This window comes from Acinetobacter sp. WC-323 (assembly GCF_000314615.1).
Classification (GTDB): domain Bacteria; phylum Pseudomonadota; class Gammaproteobacteria; order Pseudomonadales; family Moraxellaceae; genus Acinetobacter; species Acinetobacter courvalinii.
Window position 1 is genome coordinate 77020 of the sequence record NZ_AMZS01000020.1, and the last position, 15357, is coordinate 92376.

Here is a 15357-nt window from a genome sequence, read left to right on the forward strand (position 1 = left end):
CAATCCAGACAGTATCCCATTCATTAAGGAATCACTATGTCTGTGCAACGACTTCATGTCACTTCACGTTTTTGCGAGGTCGCAATTTCAGGAAATCTTGTTCATCTCGCAGGCCAACTGGCAGATGACACCAGTGTTGATGTAAGTGCACAAACACAGCAAACTTTAGACAATATTGATCGTTTTCTGGCAGATGCAGGTACAGACAAGACCCATATCTTATCAATTACCATTTTTCTAAAAGATATCGAACGAGATTATGCCGCCATGAATGCGGTATGGGATGCATGGATTGCTGAGGGACATCCCCCAGCACGTACCTGTGTCGAATCTAAACTCTATGCACCCGATGTTCTGGTTGAAATGACAGTGACTGCGGTTCGCCCTGATTAATACGATTTTACGGCGAATTCATTATATTTCATCATCCGCTCCATTTTTGGCAGCGGAGCTGATGTGACGACCGTGCTTGGAATGCTCATCGGTTCAAACAGATCAGGCATCAGATCTTCTCTTAATTCCTGTTCGGTCGGAATGCTGCTATAGCGCAATACACGATAGCCGGCCAACTCGAGCAAACTGTCCTGATAATGTTTTTGATGCAGGCGATTAACATAGGATTCGTCTGCAATCTCAATAATCGCCAGTACCTGATGTTGCTGGTCGAGTACCACAAAGTCAGCCACCAAACCTTGATATTTACGGCGCGTATGTGCAAATTTAGTGGTGAGTAAGGCATCAAAAGATACATGTGCCAATACGGTATGACGTGGCAAAACGGCTTGCAAACGCATTAAGGTGATCTGCTCGGCAATGTTCAAAATACCGCGTCGTTTTAATGGACTGTCTTGACGCCTGTTTTGCTGAAGGCGGCGAAATGCTAATGCTGTGATCAACAGCAATCCAACTATTGTTATGAAATAATACATTACCCATCAATCCCTTTAGATTTTTTATAATCATTTTTGGCTTTAAGCCAATTTTTTTAATCAATAACAGCGATAGCAAATTCATTTTGCAGTGCAAACTTAAGTTTTTTAATCGTGTTTTTCCAGACGACCAAAGTCGTAACTGCCCTCTACCCTTTATTTATAATCATTACGCTGGCATTATTCAAGTCGTTATTGTCAGTTTATGTTTCCAATCCTGATGGTTTTGTGATCAAAATATAAATCTTTGCCTGCGATGAAAATAAAAAAGGCATGAAATATCATGCCTTTTTTCCATCAAATTAACGATGGGCTTTTGCTTTGGATTTTGGCTTGCCAGAGAATGGTCTCTTTTCACCTGTTTCACGTGGAGGTAAACCATTGTGCTGGGTTAATACCTGGCCTTTCTGTGGCCGTTTTTGCCCAGATGAAGAACGGTTTGAAGTTTGACCACGTTTTGCCGAATCTCCCGCAACACTCGAATTCTTCTTACGTGCAGACTTATATTCTCCTTCAGCGGTTCCTTGTGGCTGATAGGTCGGAATCAAATGCTGTTTTGAATTACCAATCAGGTCAGAACGGCCCATGTCCTTCAAGGCTTCACGTAATAAAGGCCAGTTGTTTGGATCATGGTAACGCAAGAAAGCTTTATGCAAGCGACGACGTTTTTCGCCTTTGACAATGTCCACACTCTCCGTATAACGCGCCACTTTAGACAACGGGTTCTTGCCTGAATAATACATCGTGGTCGCAGTTGCCATTGGTGATGGATAGAAAGTCTGGACCTGATCGGCACGGAAACCATTTTTCTTTAACCAGATCGCCAGATTCATCATGTCATAATCGGTGGTCCCCGGATGCGCAGCAATAAAGTACGGAATTAAATATTGTTCCTTACCTGCTTCCTTACTGAAACGCTCAAACATCTGCTTAAAGCGGTCATAAGTCCCGATGCCCGGTTTCATCATCTTCGATAATGGACCATTTTCGGTATGCTCAGGCGCAATTTTCAGATAACCGCCGACATGGTGCTGAACCAGCTCTTTCACATATTCAGGATTCAGCACAGCCAGATCATAACGTAGACCTGAACCAATCAGGATCTTCTTCACACCCTTGATTTCACGGGCCTTACGGTACAACTGAACCAGAGGCGCATGATCGGTATGCAGGTTTTGACACACACCTGGATAAACACAAGATGGCTTACGGCAATTCTTTTCAATCTCAGGATCATTACAGTGCAAACGGTACATATTTGCGGTTGGACCGCCGAGGTCCGAAATAATGCCGGTAAAATTAGGTGCGGTATCACGGATTTTTTCAATTTCACGCAGAATTGAATCTTCCGAACGGTTCTGAATAATCCGGCCTTCATGTTCAGTAATCGAACAGAAAGTACAGCCACCAAAACAGCCACGCATGATATTCACAGAGAATTTGATCATGTCAAATGCAGGAAAACGCGCATTACCATAGGCTGGGTGCGGTAAACGTGCATAAGGCAAATCAAACACGTAATCCATTTCCTCAGTAGTCAACGGAATTGGTGGTGGATTGATCCAGACATCACGCTCACCATGACGCTGTACCAAAGCACGCGCATTACCCGGATTGGTTTCCAGATGCAAAATACGGTTGGCATGGGCATAGAGTACCTGATCATTGGCCACTTCTTCAAAAGAAGGCAAACGGATCACCGCCAGCTCACGGGGCGGTAATTTATGTTTAATTGCTTTTGAGGGTGCAGCTTTCAGCTGTACGATCTGGGTATCCGGATCCAGATTGTCACCTTCACGGACAATCGGATTGGCAACAATTTCTTTCTGGAAGTTTTGATATTGTGCCAGTGAATTGCCTTTTTCTTTTTCAACTTCACAACCATCAATATCTTCAGTCATCACATAAGGATTGATAATCGGATCGACACGGCCAACAGTATCGACATCGTTACTGGCAATTTCGACAAATTGTGCTTTCGATTTTTTATTATGTTTATTGATAATAAATGCGGTACCGCGAACATCGGTAATCTCGTGAACTTTTTCACCTTTGGCCAAGCGATGCATCACATCGATAATGGCGCGCTCGCCATTGCCGTACATCAATAAATCAGCCTTCGAATCCATCAAGATTGAACGACGGACTTTATCTGACCAGTAATCATAATGTGCAATACGGCGTAGACTACCTTCAATCCCGCCGAGTAGAACTGGTACATCCGGGAAGGCTTCACGACAACGCTGGCAATAGACAGTTGCTGCACGGTCTGGACGTTTATTTGCTTCATTATTCGGTGAATAGGCATCATCCGAACGGATTTTACGATCTGCCGTATAACGGTTGATCATCGAATCCATGTTCCCTGCAGTTACCCCCCATGCAATGGTCGGTTTGCCTAAAACGCGGAAGCTCTCGACATTGGTCCAGTCTGGCTGGGCAATGATGCCGACACGGAAGCCCTGTGCTTCTAGCACTCGCCCGATCACCCCCGATACAAATGAAGGATGGTCAATGTAAGCATCCCCACACACCAAGATAAAGTCACATGCATCCCAGCCGAGCAGATCCATTTCTTCTCGTGACATCGGCAAAAATGGTGCGGGTTCAAAACACGACGCCCAATATTTGTCGTAATCAAACAGCGCTTTTGGCGCGGTCTGCGTGGTATAGGCAGTAGACATGGCTTGCGAATCTCGGCTAGCAGATGGAGGAGAGACATCTAAAGATGAAAGCCGATCATTTTAACATGAATTTCATTCATTTTCCCTGTTTATAAAATATTCAAGAACAAGGAGATAACAAATTGTTTGTATAAAGTTTAAACAAAGCCGCTCTGGCTTAATTCTTTTGCGGCACTTTACGCAATTGCAATGCTAAAAGCAGCCCCAGCATTAACACCACCGCGACCATGCATGTAATCCCCGTCCAGCCAAAGTTTTCCCAGACCAGACCACCGCTACTGCCCAATAAACTTGACCCAATGTAATAGCAGAGCAAATACAGTGAAGATGCGACTGCACGGTATTGCACGGCCTGCACAGAGACCCAGCTACTGGCAGTCGAATGCGCTGCAAAAAATGAAAAGGTAAAAATAATCAGCCCGAGCAGAATCGTCCATAAAGATGGAATTAAAGTAATTAACAGACCCAGCATCATGGTAAGTAACAGCACTGGTAACACTTTATCGCGCCCATATTTAAAGCCCCATTTGGCAGCTTTAGGTGAGCTATAAATTCCGGCCAGATAAGCGATCGAAATCAGGCCAATCCAGGTTTGTGACAAATGAAAGGGAGCTTCCAGCAAGTGATAACTAATATAGTTAAATACAGTGACCAGACAGCCCATCAAGATAAATCCTTGGGCAAACAGAATCCGTAATTTCGGATCTTTTAAATTCTGCTCAAACGCCGCCTTAAAACGGGAAAAACGGAATGGAAAGGGCTTGAAATGCTGTGATTTGGGAAGTAACAGATAAAATAGACAGGCGATAATGAAATTGATAAAACCAATTGCATAAGTTGCTGCTTGCCAAGAGATAAAATCAACCAGTACCCCGGCAATCAACCGTCCCCCCATGCCGCCAATGGCCGTACCTGAAATATATAGCCCCATCGCAAAGCCAATATCTTTTTGCGCAATTTCTTCACCAATATACGTCATCGCCACCGCAGCCACGCCGCTGACCGCTAGACCAATAAAAACACGGGTGGTCAGGAAAATTTCCCAAACGGGAAACGACGCACTCAGCAGCAATAAAATCGAGACCAGAAATAAGGCAAATACCATGATCGGCTTACGCCCAAAACGATCAGAAATAAAACCGGTGAATAGCAGGCCAATCGCAAGCGCAATGGTTGAAAAAGACAGCGGGAAACTGCTGTGGGTAGGCGTCACATGAAAGAATTCTGCAAAAATCGGCATCATCGGTTGAACACAGTACAACGATGAAAATGATGCAAAACCAGCAAAGAACAAGGACCATAAAATCGCAGTAAACGATTTTGAACCATACTCGATATGGGTTGGGCGCAACACTGATTCAGACATGAGGACTCCTTATGCCCAATCAGTATACGCCTTCAGCCGAAATGCGGAATGATCATTTCGGCGATTTTGACCGAATGTTTAAAATAATGCTTTAGGCAGACGAATCTGAATAATTTCATTGTCGTCGGCAAGTTTGGCGTTACGTCCCGATGAACCCGGGAAATTATTATCATTCAATACCGTCAAAGTTGTTCCATTTTCAATGATGACATCTTCAATGGTCTCAAATGGAAATGCAAAAACCTTACCTGTTCCAATATCTCCTGCCCGCACGGTGCCGTATAGAGCATCTGGATTGGCAATCTTCATCAAGTCCACCAGATCTTCACGCGCTACCGTTTGTTTAGGCTCATTGAACTTAATCCGGATCAGTTTTTTATATCCGCCTAGATTATTCTGGCTCACATCCCGCTCGATAATGATGCCTTCTTTGTCATTAAACAATTGGAAATCGCCAATATTGGTGGCTTTGCTGTTCAGCTCAAACCAATAATAAACACCCGTATAGGCTTTTTTCTGAAGGTCAAACTGGGAAATCAATAGTCGGCCAGTTGCATCATTCAGTAAAGGTTTTTCCAGCAATGGATATAAATACTTGCCATCTGGTGAAATGGCCATGCCTTCAAAACCACTACTGCGTCCAACTAAGGGCTCAACATAATTGATATTGGCTTTATTCAGTTGATTTTGTGGGGAACGTAATTCTTGTGCCGGATTCAATGGATTTGGCAATCCAATCGGCGCATCGAGCAACACACCTTCTGCCGAGAAGTGCAGCAGATAAGGACCAAACTCGTCGCCAATCCAGTAGCTTCCATCTGCAGCACGTTGCATCGATTCAGGATCAAAATCCGCCCCAGTCAGCAAACGCTCTGCGGTATTGCCATTCACAATTTCAAAAGGAATCAGTTTATTGGGATCACGTAGCTGGACAAAACTTTGCACAGCCACTTGCCCTGTGCCTTTAGCTTTGCTTTTAAAGTCTGCTTTGATTTTATAAATACGTAACAAGAAATCGGCTGAATTGTCCTGTGTGCCAAAACCGTTATCGGCCATGGCCATATAACTACCATCCGCATTTTTCAAAGCGGCAGAAAAGCCTTGTACTGGCTGCCCTTTAAATGGCGGATAAATTCCATTGGCACCACTCACGGCTTTACCCGAGTCGGGGCCAGCCGCATAAGTTGCAACATCAAGTTTGGCAAAAGAGACTAAAGTAGGCTCGGTAACTTTCTCTGTGGGTGTGGTCTGATCTGGTTTATTATCATCGTTACAGGCACTGAGTCCTAAAGCTGTACTGCACAATACGGCCAATAAAGTTTTCTTATTCATGGTTTTATACGCTTGGTCAAAAATTATGCCAATTTAAGCAAGCTTTGATGACATTTTTACTGCAATCGCATGAACTCTTTATGGCGAAAAGATGACAATGTAACCCGACATTTTGTTTTATAAACTACGCTAACGATCGCCTATCCAGTCTTACTCAAGTTTGATCGGTCGATATTCACCCGCAATCGCGGCTTTTAAAAAGTTTTGAAAGGTTGGGCATTGCATATGATTTTCTGCGGGACATACCGCAGCATGTCTCAGTCCCTGGCTGATAAAATCCAAGCGCTGGATCATTTGTTGCAATTGTTCAGCTTTTTCATTGAGCATGGCTCGATCCAGTTCAGGCTGACCATTTTCGCCAAACATCTGTGCAATTTCATTGAGAGAAAAACCTGCCGCCCGCCCCAAAGCAATCAATGCCAATTGATCCAGAACCTGCTTGCCATATTGTCGGCGTAATCCATGACGGCCTATTGATTTGATTAAACCTTTTTGTTCATAAAAGCGTAAGGTTGAGGTGCTCACATGGGCCCGCCTCGCAACTTCTCCAATATCCATAAATACCCCTTGACTTCAAGTTGACTTGAACTTGCACACTATCTTTATCGCGTTTTACGCAAAAAAGATCAAGGTGAAAAAATGGAAACTGCGCAACTGTTATTTCAAATCCTGTGTTTAGGTGTCGGTGCCACGATCATGATGGATATGTGGCTATTACTGTTAAAAACACTCAACCGCCCAAGCTTAAATTTTGCTTTGTTGGGCCGTTGGTTGGGCTGGATGTTTCGAGGCAAGTTCATCCATGCATCGATTACGCAAAGTCCTGCCATCCGACAGGAATATGCCTTGGGTTGGCTGGCACATTACAGTGTCGGCATGCTGTTTGCCTTCAGCTTTGTGCTGATTGTTGGAGAAGCATGGTTACGACAGCCTCAATTTAGCTCTGCTTTTATTTTCGGCGTGATTACAGTGCTCATTCCCTTCTTGATTATGCAACCAGCTATGGGGGCAGGCATTGCCTCAGCTAAAACAGCACAGCCCTTGCATAACTGTCTACGCAGCCTGATCAACCACGCTATTTTCGGCTGCGGTTTATATCTCAGCGCGCTATTACTTGCATTATTTCACTGAGGGATCAACCATGAAGTCGATTGCCATTATTTATCATAGCCGTCAGGGCCATACCCAGTTTATTGCCCAACAGATTCAACGCGGTATAGCGCAAGTTGGACAGATTAAAACTGATTTATTCAGCGCTGAGCAGTTAATGTCTCAACCCGAATTACTCTGTCACTATGACGGACTGATTTGGGGCTCTCCCACCTATTTGGGTGGTGTGTCAGGCACATTTAAACAATTGATGGATGCCACAGGGCCTTTATGGAAAAAACAAGCCTTTAAAGGAAAATTAGCCGCAGGATTTACCGTTTCCTCACTGCCCGCAGGGGATAAGCAATCTACACTGATTTCACTTTTCACCTTTTCGATGCAACACGGTATGATATGGATCGGCAACCCTATTTTACCTGAGCAACATCAAGGGGTTCCGTATACGCAAGCAGCCAATCGTCTCGGCTCATGGACTGGGCTTATGGCACAAGCTGAACATGCCAGTGCAGCAGATGCCTTTGATTTTGGTGATATCAAAACTGCTCAGCTATTTGGACAAAATTTTGCATCCAGCTTAAGTGCATATCAAGGAGTGATGATCACGTGAAAGCAGCAAGTCTTTTATTTCCATTGGTTCTGTCCTGCATGATGTCTTTTTTAATTTCTGGCATCACCACATTAAAGGCAGTCGGTTTTATCGATCATTTCTTTGCCATGTGGATGTCAGCATGGATCGTGGCATGGATGTTTGCCTTTCCTAGCGTATTGGTCTGCGCACCGATTGCACAAAGGTTGGTAGGATGGATTCTAAAGAAACGCTAATTGGGACTTTGTAAGCAAAAGCCTACAGTGACTGTGGTCATTGGCGAATATCCCTGATGAGATCAATTCGCTAATATATCAAGCATAGAGAGACAGGATGTCTCATTCAGAATAACAAGAGCACAGGATGTGGTCGTTGACAGGAGTTGGCGGCAAGAAACCAAATATGAAAAGCCTCGACAGGATGTCGGGGCTTTTTATTGTCCTTGAGTTTGTTTGAATACAAAAAAAGTAAACGATTTAACTTACGATTCTGCATTGACTCCCTGTGGCTTGCTACCTACTATCCGCATGTTTTATATATGATGGTCAGTCTTGTTTTACGATGATAATTTACAACAAATTTTGCTTTTCTCGGTTCCCAATCACTTTTGCCAAATTGAGTGTCGTCCTTTTCATTAGCTATTTAACCGCTGCCTGTACCAGTACTCAAGGCCCTTCTATACGTCAATCTCAACAATTTGCAACAGGAATCCAGAACGCCTACTCCGTTGCGCCGAGCACTGCCAATCGCGTTGCTCCGATCATTCTCAAAACTGCTGAACGACATAACATTTCCCCGCATTTACTCGCTGCACTGATTCGTCAGGAATCCAGTTATCGCACGTTTGCCCGCTCCTCTGCGGATGCAGTGGGCTTAACGCAGGTCCGTCCAAAATTCTGGCAACAGTTTTGTCCAGGTGATCTGTATGATGAACATGTCAACATTAATTGTGGTGCCTATATTCTGGCGAACTACTATCAGTCCACTGGAGACTGGGCAAAAGCCTTGGGTTATTACAATGTGGGTCCGACAGGCTATCGCAGAAGCCCGTATATGCGCCAACAGGCTGAACGTTATGCCAGCTCGGTCAAACGACATGAACAGTCCTTGAAAGAAGCTTTATAAACCTTGTCGGTAAAAACCTACACCGGTTGGCGTCATTGGCGAATGTCCTCATCATCTTGCATTCATTAATATAGGACTCATACAGGGACAGGACGTCTCATTCAGAACAATAACAGCACAGGATGTGGTCATTGACAGGAGTTGATGGCAAGAAACCAAATATGAAAAGCCTCGACAGGATGTCGAGGCTTTTTTATGTCCCGTTTAAAAGAATCAATACGGTAAAACAACTGCTATTGACTCCCCTAAACCGAGTGCATACCATCCTAATAATTTTATTCTGTCTCGGGTCTTGGTTTTGCAAATCGTCTCTACATCAACTGATCAAGGTATGACTTCTCACGCGCTCGGTTCACTTTTTTTAAAGCTCAGCCTTGTCATTATGGCAGTGAGTCTTTCCGCGTGTAGTAGCTTAAGCGGATCATTTGCAAATCGCTCGAATCAACTCTCCTCAGGCTTACAAAACGCTTATTCTGTTTCACCCAGCACGGCCAATCGTTTATCACCGATGATCATTCAAAGTGCTGAGCGTTATGATGTATCGCCGACTTTACTGGCCGCGCTGATTCGACAGGAATCCAATTACAATAGCGCTGCCCGCTCACCAACGGGGGCCATTGGTTTAACCCAAATCATTTCCAGTCATTGGAATCAGGCTTGCCCAGGCAATCTTTATGATGAAAATGTCAACATTAACTGTGGCGCGCATGTCCTCTCGACCTACTATCGATCTGCTGGGAGCTGGTCCAAAGCCGTAGCCTATTACAATGTTGGCCCAACAGGTTATCAACGTAGCTTCTGGACACGGCATAAAGGTAAAAAGTACGCCCGCTCGGTGAAACGCCATGAAAAAACCTTGAAAAAAGCCTTATAAAAAATACAGCAAAAATGAAAAAACCATGCGCTTAGGCATGGTTTTTTATAACTTGAACAATAGATTTAGGCTTCGTCAAACAAACCTTCAAATAAGACTGAAGATAGGTAACGTTCACCGCTATCCGGTAAGATCACCACTATGGTTTTACCTGCATTTTCAGGACGTTCTGCAATTTGAGCTGCCGCCGCCAATGCTGCACCACTGGAGATACCGACCAAAATCCCTTCTTGAGTTGCACACTTTCTTGCCCACTCAATGGCATCCACACTATTCACAGCTACAACTTCATCTACCAAATCCAGATCTAAGTTCTTCGGAATAAAATTGGCGCCAATTCCTTGAATTTTATGCGGTGCCGGGGTAATGCTTTCGCCATTTTTAGTTTGAGTAATGATTGGAGATTCAGCCGGTTCAACTGCTACAGAATAAATTGGCTTATTCTGAACGTGCTCAAAATAACGAGAAATTCCGGTAATGGTTCCGCCTGTACCGACACCCGCAACGAGAATATCAACTTGTCCATTGGTTGCCTGCCAGATTTCAGGACCGGTGGTATCAACATGAATTTGAGGATTGGCTGGATTTTCAAATTGTTGCGGCAAGAAATATAGTTCTGGATTTTCCGTAGCTAAACGAACAGCTTCATCTACTGCACCTTTCATTCCTTTAGCAGGCTCAGTTAAAACCAGATTTGCACCTAAAGCTTTTAAAACCTTTCGGCGCTCCAGGCTCATACTTGCAGGCATGGTTAAGGTAATTGGATAACCTTTTGCCGCTGCAACAAAGGCTAAGGCAATCCCTGTATTACCACTGGTCGGTTCAACAATATGCATGCCAGCTTTCAGTACACCACGTTTTTCCGCATCTGCAATCAAAGCGGCACCAATACGACACTTCACTGAGAATGCAGGATTACGGCTTTCAACTTTTGCCAGTACTGTTGCACCTGTTTTAATCAGACGGTTGATACGCACTAAAGGTGTGTTCCCAATGGCTTCGGCATTGTTTGAATACACTGCGATCCCTAGGTTGGCTGGTGCTGGAAATTGCTGATCAGTTGACATGTTATTTCCTTATTAGATTTGGAATGATTCTCAATCATTATAGGCTTGTGGCGCGAGGAGAGAAGTAAAAAAACTTCCCTTCTTTTATCTCTGAAACTAATATCACTTAAACTCTAAAGTTGATATACGAAAATTTTGGCTAATTTCAAATATTTGCTTTTAAGGTTATATCATATCTAACAGGACATTTAGGATCATAATCCTGCTCGTTTAGTTTATAAAGAGCGAGAAGCGGATACTTTCTAAGCTTATCCTGTATAGTCAGTATTATCATATCTTCAATTAAATGAAGCATATTAGAGCAAAACACATCTAAATCATTCAATAGATCATCTGGACCTTTTTTTATATTAAGTTTTCTTGTCAAATCATAAGTCCATGTCGGAGTTGAAAGAAGATTACCAGGCTTAATACTAAAGTTCTCAATTTTCAATAGTTGTCCCTCACCTGAATGTTCAATTGCATTTCGACATTCTGCTAATATTTGAATCCATTCAAGGTCTTCTTCTAACAATTTAACAATTTCATTATCAGCACCTAAATTCTTTTTTAAATTTTCAATATGCTTATTAAAATGTGCTTCATCTCTATCATTGATAGGTAATAAATAAAATAAAGATAAGAATTTAAATATATCAATTATAACTAATTTTGCATTTGTTAAAAAAACACGGACTTTAGAATCTAATTCAGGAATTTTTGGTAAGGCCGGGATAGAATTCTTTAAGTAATTATCAGAAATAATTTTGCCACATTTAGGTAATAATTCTTGATAGCCAAGCTTAATTTGAGAAACAATACTATTACAATTCAATAGCTTAAAATTTAGTCCTAATAAATGTGATAGTATTTTATCTTTTTCAATATCAGAATAAATAATGAAAGATATAAGTTTTGATGCTTGTATTATTACTCGAGCTATATATTCTGAGCTACATCCAATGTCTGCAATTTTTTCGTAAGAATGCTTGGTGTTTAGTTCTACTTTATCTGGATCAATTGAGTCAGCCAGCAACATTTTTAAAATAGCTTCAGATGTGAATATATATAAATCATCTCTAATAGTTATTAGTTCTATAATGTTCAGAGGCCTATCATTATCAGGATCTTTTAGCTCAATTGAAAAAGCACTATTCCTATCGAAGTTGATCATCAAATTCTCATAATCATTTTAAGTAATGATTCAGTATATAAAATTCCACGCGCAAAAAAACACCCCTAACCGTCAGGTTAGGGGTGTTTCGTATTTAAAAGCTGGCGATGACTTACTCTCACATGGCAAGTGCCACACTACCATCAGCGCTAAGAGGTTTCACTTCTGAGTTCGGGAAGGGATCAGGTGGTTCACTCTTGCTATTGTCGCCAGCAAACTGTTTTGGTTTTGGGTGGTCTTACGTTTTTTGCCACTTAGTACCGAAAGAGTTATTAACGGATTAGTTTAATCGAGTCGTATTGTAACTAGTTTTGACACTAAATCAAGTTATGTATTGAATTTATCTTGAATACAACAACTGTTTGGGTGTTGTATAGTCAAGCCTCACGAGCAATTAGTATTGGTCAGCTTCACACGTCACCGTGCTTCCACACCCAACCTATCAACGTCCTAGTCTCGAACGGCTCTTTAGAGGAATAAATTCCTAGGGAAATCTTATCTTGAGGTAGGCTTCCCGCTTAGATGCTTTCAGCGGTTATCCCTTCCGAACATAGCTACCCGGCGATGCGACTGGCGTCACAACCGGTACACCAGAGGTTCGTCCACTCTGGTCCTCTCGTACTAGGAGCAGATCCTCTCAAATTTCCAGCGCCCACGGTAGATAGGGACCGAACTGTCTCACGACGTTCTAAACCCAGCTCGCGTACCTCTTTAAATGGCGAACAGCCATACCCTTGGGACCTGCTTCAGCCCCAGGATGAGATGAGCCGACATCGAGGTGCCAAACACCGCCGTCGATATGAACTCTTGGGCGGTATCAGCCTGTTATCCCCAGAGTACCTTTTATCCGTTGAGCGATGGCCCTTCCATACAGAACCACCGGATCACTAAGACCTACTTTCGTACCTGCTCGACTTGTGGGTCTCGCAGTTAAGCGCGCTTTTGCCTTTATACTCTACGCGTGATTTCCGACCACGCTGAGCGCACCTTCGTACTCCTCCGTTACTCTTTAGGAGGAGACCGCCCCAGTCAAACTACCCACCAGACATGGTCCTCGCCCCGGATTACGGGGCAGAGTTAGAACCTCAACATTACCAGGGTGGTATTTCAAGGACGGCTCCATTAGAACTAGCGTTCTAACTTCAAAGCCTCCCACCTATCCTACACAAGTAAGGTCAAAGTTCAATGTCAAGCTGCAGTAAAGGTTCACGGGGTCTTTCCGTCTAGCCGCGGGTACACTGCATCTTCACAGCGATTTCGATTTCACTGAGCCTCTGCTGGAGACAGCGCCGCCATCATTATGCCATTCGTGCAGGTCGGAACTTACCCGACAAGGAATTTCGCTACCTTAGGACCGTTATAGTTACGGCCGCCGTTTACTGGGGCTTCGATCAAGAGCTTCGCTTACGCTAACCCCATCAATTAACCTTCCAGCACCGGGCAGGCATCACACCCTATACGTCCACTTTCGTGTTTGCAGAGTGCTATGTTTTTAATAAACAGTTGCAGCGGCCTGGTTTCTGTGGCTGCCAAAGCTCAGGGAGCAAGTCCCATCACCGTCAGCAGCGTACCTTCTCCCGAAGTTACGGTACCATTTTGCCTAGTTCCTTCAGCAGAGTTCTCTCAAGCGCTTTGGTCTACTCGACCTGACCACCTGTGTCGGTTTCGGGTACGATTCCTGTGTAACTGAAGCTTAGAGACTTTTCCTGGAAGCATGGTATCAGCCACTTCACTGTACAAGTACAGCTTGCTATCAGCTCTCAGCATAGAGCACCCCGGATTTGCCTAAGATGCATGCCTACTGCCTTCCACCTGGACAACCAACGCCAGGCTGACTTAACCTTCTCCGTCCTCTCATCGCATTACACAGAAGTATTGGAATATTAACCAATTTCCCATCGACTACGCCTCTCGGCCTCGCCTTAGGGGTCGACTCACCCAGCCCCGATTAACGTTGGACTGGAACCCTTGGTCTTTCAGCGAACGGGTTTTTCACCCGTTTTGTCGTTACTCACGTCAGCATTCGCACTTCTGATACCTCCAGCATACTTCTCAATACACCTTCATCGGCTTACAGAACGCTCCCCTACCACGTATACAAGTATACATCCGCAGCTTCGGCACATAGTTTTAGCCCCGTTACATCTTCCGCGCAGGCCGACTCGACTAGTGAGCTATTACGCTTTCTTTAAAGGGTGGCTGCTTCTAAGCCAACCTCCTAGCTGTCTATGCCTTCCCACATCGTTTCCCACTTAACTATGATTTTGGGGCCTTAGCTGGCGGTCTGGATTGTTTTCCTCTTGACTACGGACGTTAGCACCCGCAGTCTGTCTCCCGGATAGTACTCATTGGTATTCGGAGTTTGCATCGGTTTGGTAAGTCGGGATGACCCCCTAGCCGAAACAGTGCTCTACCCCCAATGGTATTCGTCCGAGGCGCTACCTAAATAGCTTTCGGGGAGAACCAGCTATCACCAGGCTTGATTAGCCTTTCACCCCTATCCACAAGTCATCCCCTGGCTTTTCAACGACAGTGGGTTCGGTCCTCCAGTTAGTGTTACCCAACCTTCAACCTGCTCATGGATAGATCGCCTGGTTTCGGGTCTATACCCAGCAACTAAACGCCCTATTAAGACTCGATTTCTCTACGGCTCCCCTATGCGGTTAACCTTGCTACTGAATATAAGTCGCTGACCCATTATACAAAAGGTACGCAGTCACACCACGAAGGTGCTCCCACTGCTTGTATGCATGCGGTTTCAGGATCTATTTCACTCCCCTCACAGGGGTTCTTTTCGCCTTTCCCTCACGGTACTGGTTCACTATCGGTCAGTCAGGAGTATTTAGCCTTGGAGGATGGTCCCCCCATATTCAGACAAGGTTTCACGTGCCTCGCCCTACTCGTCATCATTATGTGTGCCCTTTCGTGTACGGGAATATCACCCTCTACGTTCGCACTTCCCAGAGCGTTCCACTAGAACACACATAACTTAATGGGCTGCTCCCCGTTCGCTCGCCGCTACTAAGGGAATCTCAATTGATTTCTTTTCCTAAGGGTACTGAGATGTTTCACTTCCCCTCGTTCGCTTCATAAGCCTATGTATTCAGCTTATGATACCCGCCTTATAGCGG

13 protein-coding genes and 2 rRNA genes are annotated in these 15357 nt (G+C 44.2%); 6 read left to right on the forward strand and 9 right to left on the reverse strand.

Annotation, left to right across the window (positions count from 1 at the left end; all coding sequences use genetic code 11):
* Positions 1–36: 36 nt before the first annotated feature.
* Entirely contained in the window at positions 37–393 is a 357-nt protein-coding gene (locus ACINWC323_RS16140; RefSeq protein ID WP_004773913.1) for a RidA family protein, read from the forward strand.
* On the opposite strand, the gene ACINWC323_RS0118765 is transcribed toward ACINWC323_RS16140, so the two are convergent.
* The 5 genes from ACINWC323_RS0118765 to ACINWC323_RS16120 all read right to left on the reverse strand — a co-directional run bounded on the left by ACINWC323_RS0118765 (position 390) and on the right by ACINWC323_RS16120 (position 6869).
* Positions 390–929 (reverse strand): DUF2726 domain-containing protein, encoded by a 540-nt coding sequence (locus ACINWC323_RS0118765; protein ID WP_032881017.1) that lies wholly within the window; start codon positions 927–929, stop codon positions 390–392. The genes ACINWC323_RS16140 and ACINWC323_RS0118765 overlap by 4 nt on opposite strands.
* Positions 930–1231: 302 nt before the next feature.
* On the reverse strand, positions 1232–3613 hold the full coding sequence (locus ACINWC323_RS16135) for a YgiQ family radical SAM protein (RefSeq protein ID WP_009508435.1): 2382 nt from the start codon (positions 3611–3613) through the stop codon (positions 1232–1234).
* 157 nt (positions 3614–3770) lie between these two features.
* On the reverse strand, positions 3771–4979 hold the full coding sequence (locus ACINWC323_RS16130) for an MFS transporter (RefSeq protein ID WP_009508071.1): 1209 nt from the start codon (positions 4977–4979) through the stop codon (positions 3771–3773).
* Positions 4980–5057: 78 nt separating this feature from the next.
* Positions 5058–6311 (reverse strand): esterase-like activity of phytase family protein, encoded by a 1254-nt coding sequence (locus ACINWC323_RS16125; protein WP_009508067.1) that lies wholly within the window; start codon positions 6309–6311, stop codon positions 5058–5060.
* 150 nt (positions 6312–6461) lie between these two features.
* Positions 6462–6869 carry a helix-turn-helix domain-containing protein gene (locus tag ACINWC323_RS16120; RefSeq protein WP_009508088.1) on the reverse strand — a complete coding sequence of 136 codons (408 nt, stop codon included), beginning with the start codon at positions 6867–6869 and terminating at the stop codon, positions 6462–6464.
* Positions 6870–6950: 81 nt separating this feature from the next.
* Here ACINWC323_RS16120 and ACINWC323_RS16115 point away from each other — a divergent pair, with 81 nt between their 5' ends.
* From ACINWC323_RS16115 to ACINWC323_RS16095, 5 genes are all read left to right on the forward strand, one after another.
* A complete protein-coding gene (locus tag ACINWC323_RS16115; RefSeq protein ID WP_009508091.1) occupies positions 6951–7442 on the forward strand; it encodes a DUF2938 domain-containing protein in 492 nt (163 codons plus the stop codon).
* Between the two features lie 10 nt (positions 7443–7452).
* Positions 7453–8028, forward strand: coding sequence for a flavodoxin family protein (locus ACINWC323_RS16110; protein ID WP_009508408.1), 576 nt, complete (start codon positions 7453–7455; stop codon positions 8026–8028).
* Positions 8025–8243 (forward strand): DUF2798 domain-containing protein, encoded by a 219-nt coding sequence (locus ACINWC323_RS16105; RefSeq protein ID WP_005226294.1) that lies wholly within the window; start codon positions 8025–8027, stop codon positions 8241–8243. The genes ACINWC323_RS16110 and ACINWC323_RS16105 overlap by 4 nt, the downstream gene beginning before the upstream one ends.
* Positions 8244–8568: 325 nt before the next feature.
* Complete coding sequence (locus ACINWC323_RS16100) at positions 8569–9132, forward strand: lytic transglycosylase domain-containing protein (protein ID WP_032881019.1); 564 nt, start codon at positions 8569–8571, stop codon at positions 9130–9132.
* Between the two features lie 331 nt (positions 9133–9463).
* Positions 9464–10006: a lytic transglycosylase domain-containing protein gene (locus ACINWC323_RS16095; RefSeq protein WP_005226292.1), complete on the forward strand. Its 543-nt coding sequence runs from the start codon at positions 9464–9466 to the stop codon at positions 10004–10006.
* A gap of 65 nt (positions 10007–10071) precedes the next feature.
* Here ACINWC323_RS16095 and cysK read toward each other — a convergent pair whose 3' ends face one another.
* The 4 genes from cysK to ACINWC323_RS16075 form a co-directional block, all read right to left on the reverse strand.
* Entirely contained in the window at positions 10072–11073 is a 1002-nt protein-coding gene (gene cysK / locus ACINWC323_RS16090) for a cysteine synthase A (protein WP_009508090.1), read from the reverse strand.
* A 145-nt stretch (positions 11074–11218) separates the two neighbouring features.
* A complete protein-coding gene (locus tag ACINWC323_RS16085) occupies positions 11219–12226 on the reverse strand; it encodes a hypothetical protein (protein ID WP_009508040.1) in 1008 nt (335 codons plus the stop codon).
* A 99-nt stretch (positions 12227–12325) separates the two neighbouring features.
* Positions 12326–12440: ribosomal RNA gene (gene rrf / locus ACINWC323_RS16080) — 5S ribosomal RNA — on the reverse strand.
* A 159-nt stretch (positions 12441–12599) separates the two neighbouring features.
* A 23S ribosomal RNA gene (locus ACINWC323_RS16075) occupies positions 12600–15357 on the reverse strand; the annotation flags it as partial.

Excerpts from the sequence above, each read along its gene's own strand:
- ACINWC323_RS16140 (WP_004773913.1), top strand. The coding sequence starts at position 37 with ATGTCTGTGCAACGACTTCATGTCACTTCACGTTTTTGCGAGGTCGCA.
- ACINWC323_RS0118765 (WP_032881017.1), bottom strand. The coding sequence starts at position 929 with ATGTATTATTTCATAACAATAGTTGGATTGCTGTTGATCACAGCATTA.
- ACINWC323_RS16135 (WP_009508435.1), bottom strand. The coding sequence starts at position 3,613 with ATGTCTACTGCCTATACCACGCAGACCGCGCCAAAAGCGCTGTTTGAT.
- ACINWC323_RS16130 (WP_009508071.1), bottom strand. The coding sequence starts at position 4,979 with ATGTCTGAATCAGTGTTGCGCCCAACCCATATCGAGTATGGTTCAAAA.
- ACINWC323_RS16125 (WP_009508067.1), bottom strand. The coding sequence starts at position 6,311 with ATGAATAAGAAAACTTTATTGGCCGTATTGTGCAGTACAGCTTTAGGA.
- ACINWC323_RS16120 (WP_009508088.1), bottom strand. The coding sequence starts at position 6,869 with ATGGATATTGGAGAAGTTGCGAGGCGGGCCCATGTGAGCACCTCAACC.
- ACINWC323_RS16115 (WP_009508091.1), top strand. The coding sequence starts at position 6,951 with ATGGAAACTGCGCAACTGTTATTTCAAATCCTGTGTTTAGGTGTCGGT.
- ACINWC323_RS16110 (WP_009508408.1), top strand. The coding sequence starts at position 7,453 with ATGAAGTCGATTGCCATTATTTATCATAGCCGTCAGGGCCATACCCAG.
- ACINWC323_RS16100 (WP_032881019.1), top strand. The coding sequence starts at position 8,569 with ATGATAATTTACAACAAATTTTGCTTTTCTCGGTTCCCAATCACTTTT.
- ACINWC323_RS16095 (WP_005226292.1), top strand. The coding sequence starts at position 9,464 with ATGACTTCTCACGCGCTCGGTTCACTTTTTTTAAAGCTCAGCCTTGTC.
- cysK (WP_009508090.1), bottom strand. The coding sequence starts at position 11,073 with ATGTCAACTGATCAGCAATTTCCAGCACCAGCCAACCTAGGGATCGCA.
- ACINWC323_RS16085 (WP_009508040.1), bottom strand. The coding sequence starts at position 12,226 with ATGATCAACTTCGATAGGAATAGTGCTTTTTCAATTGAGCTAAAAGAT.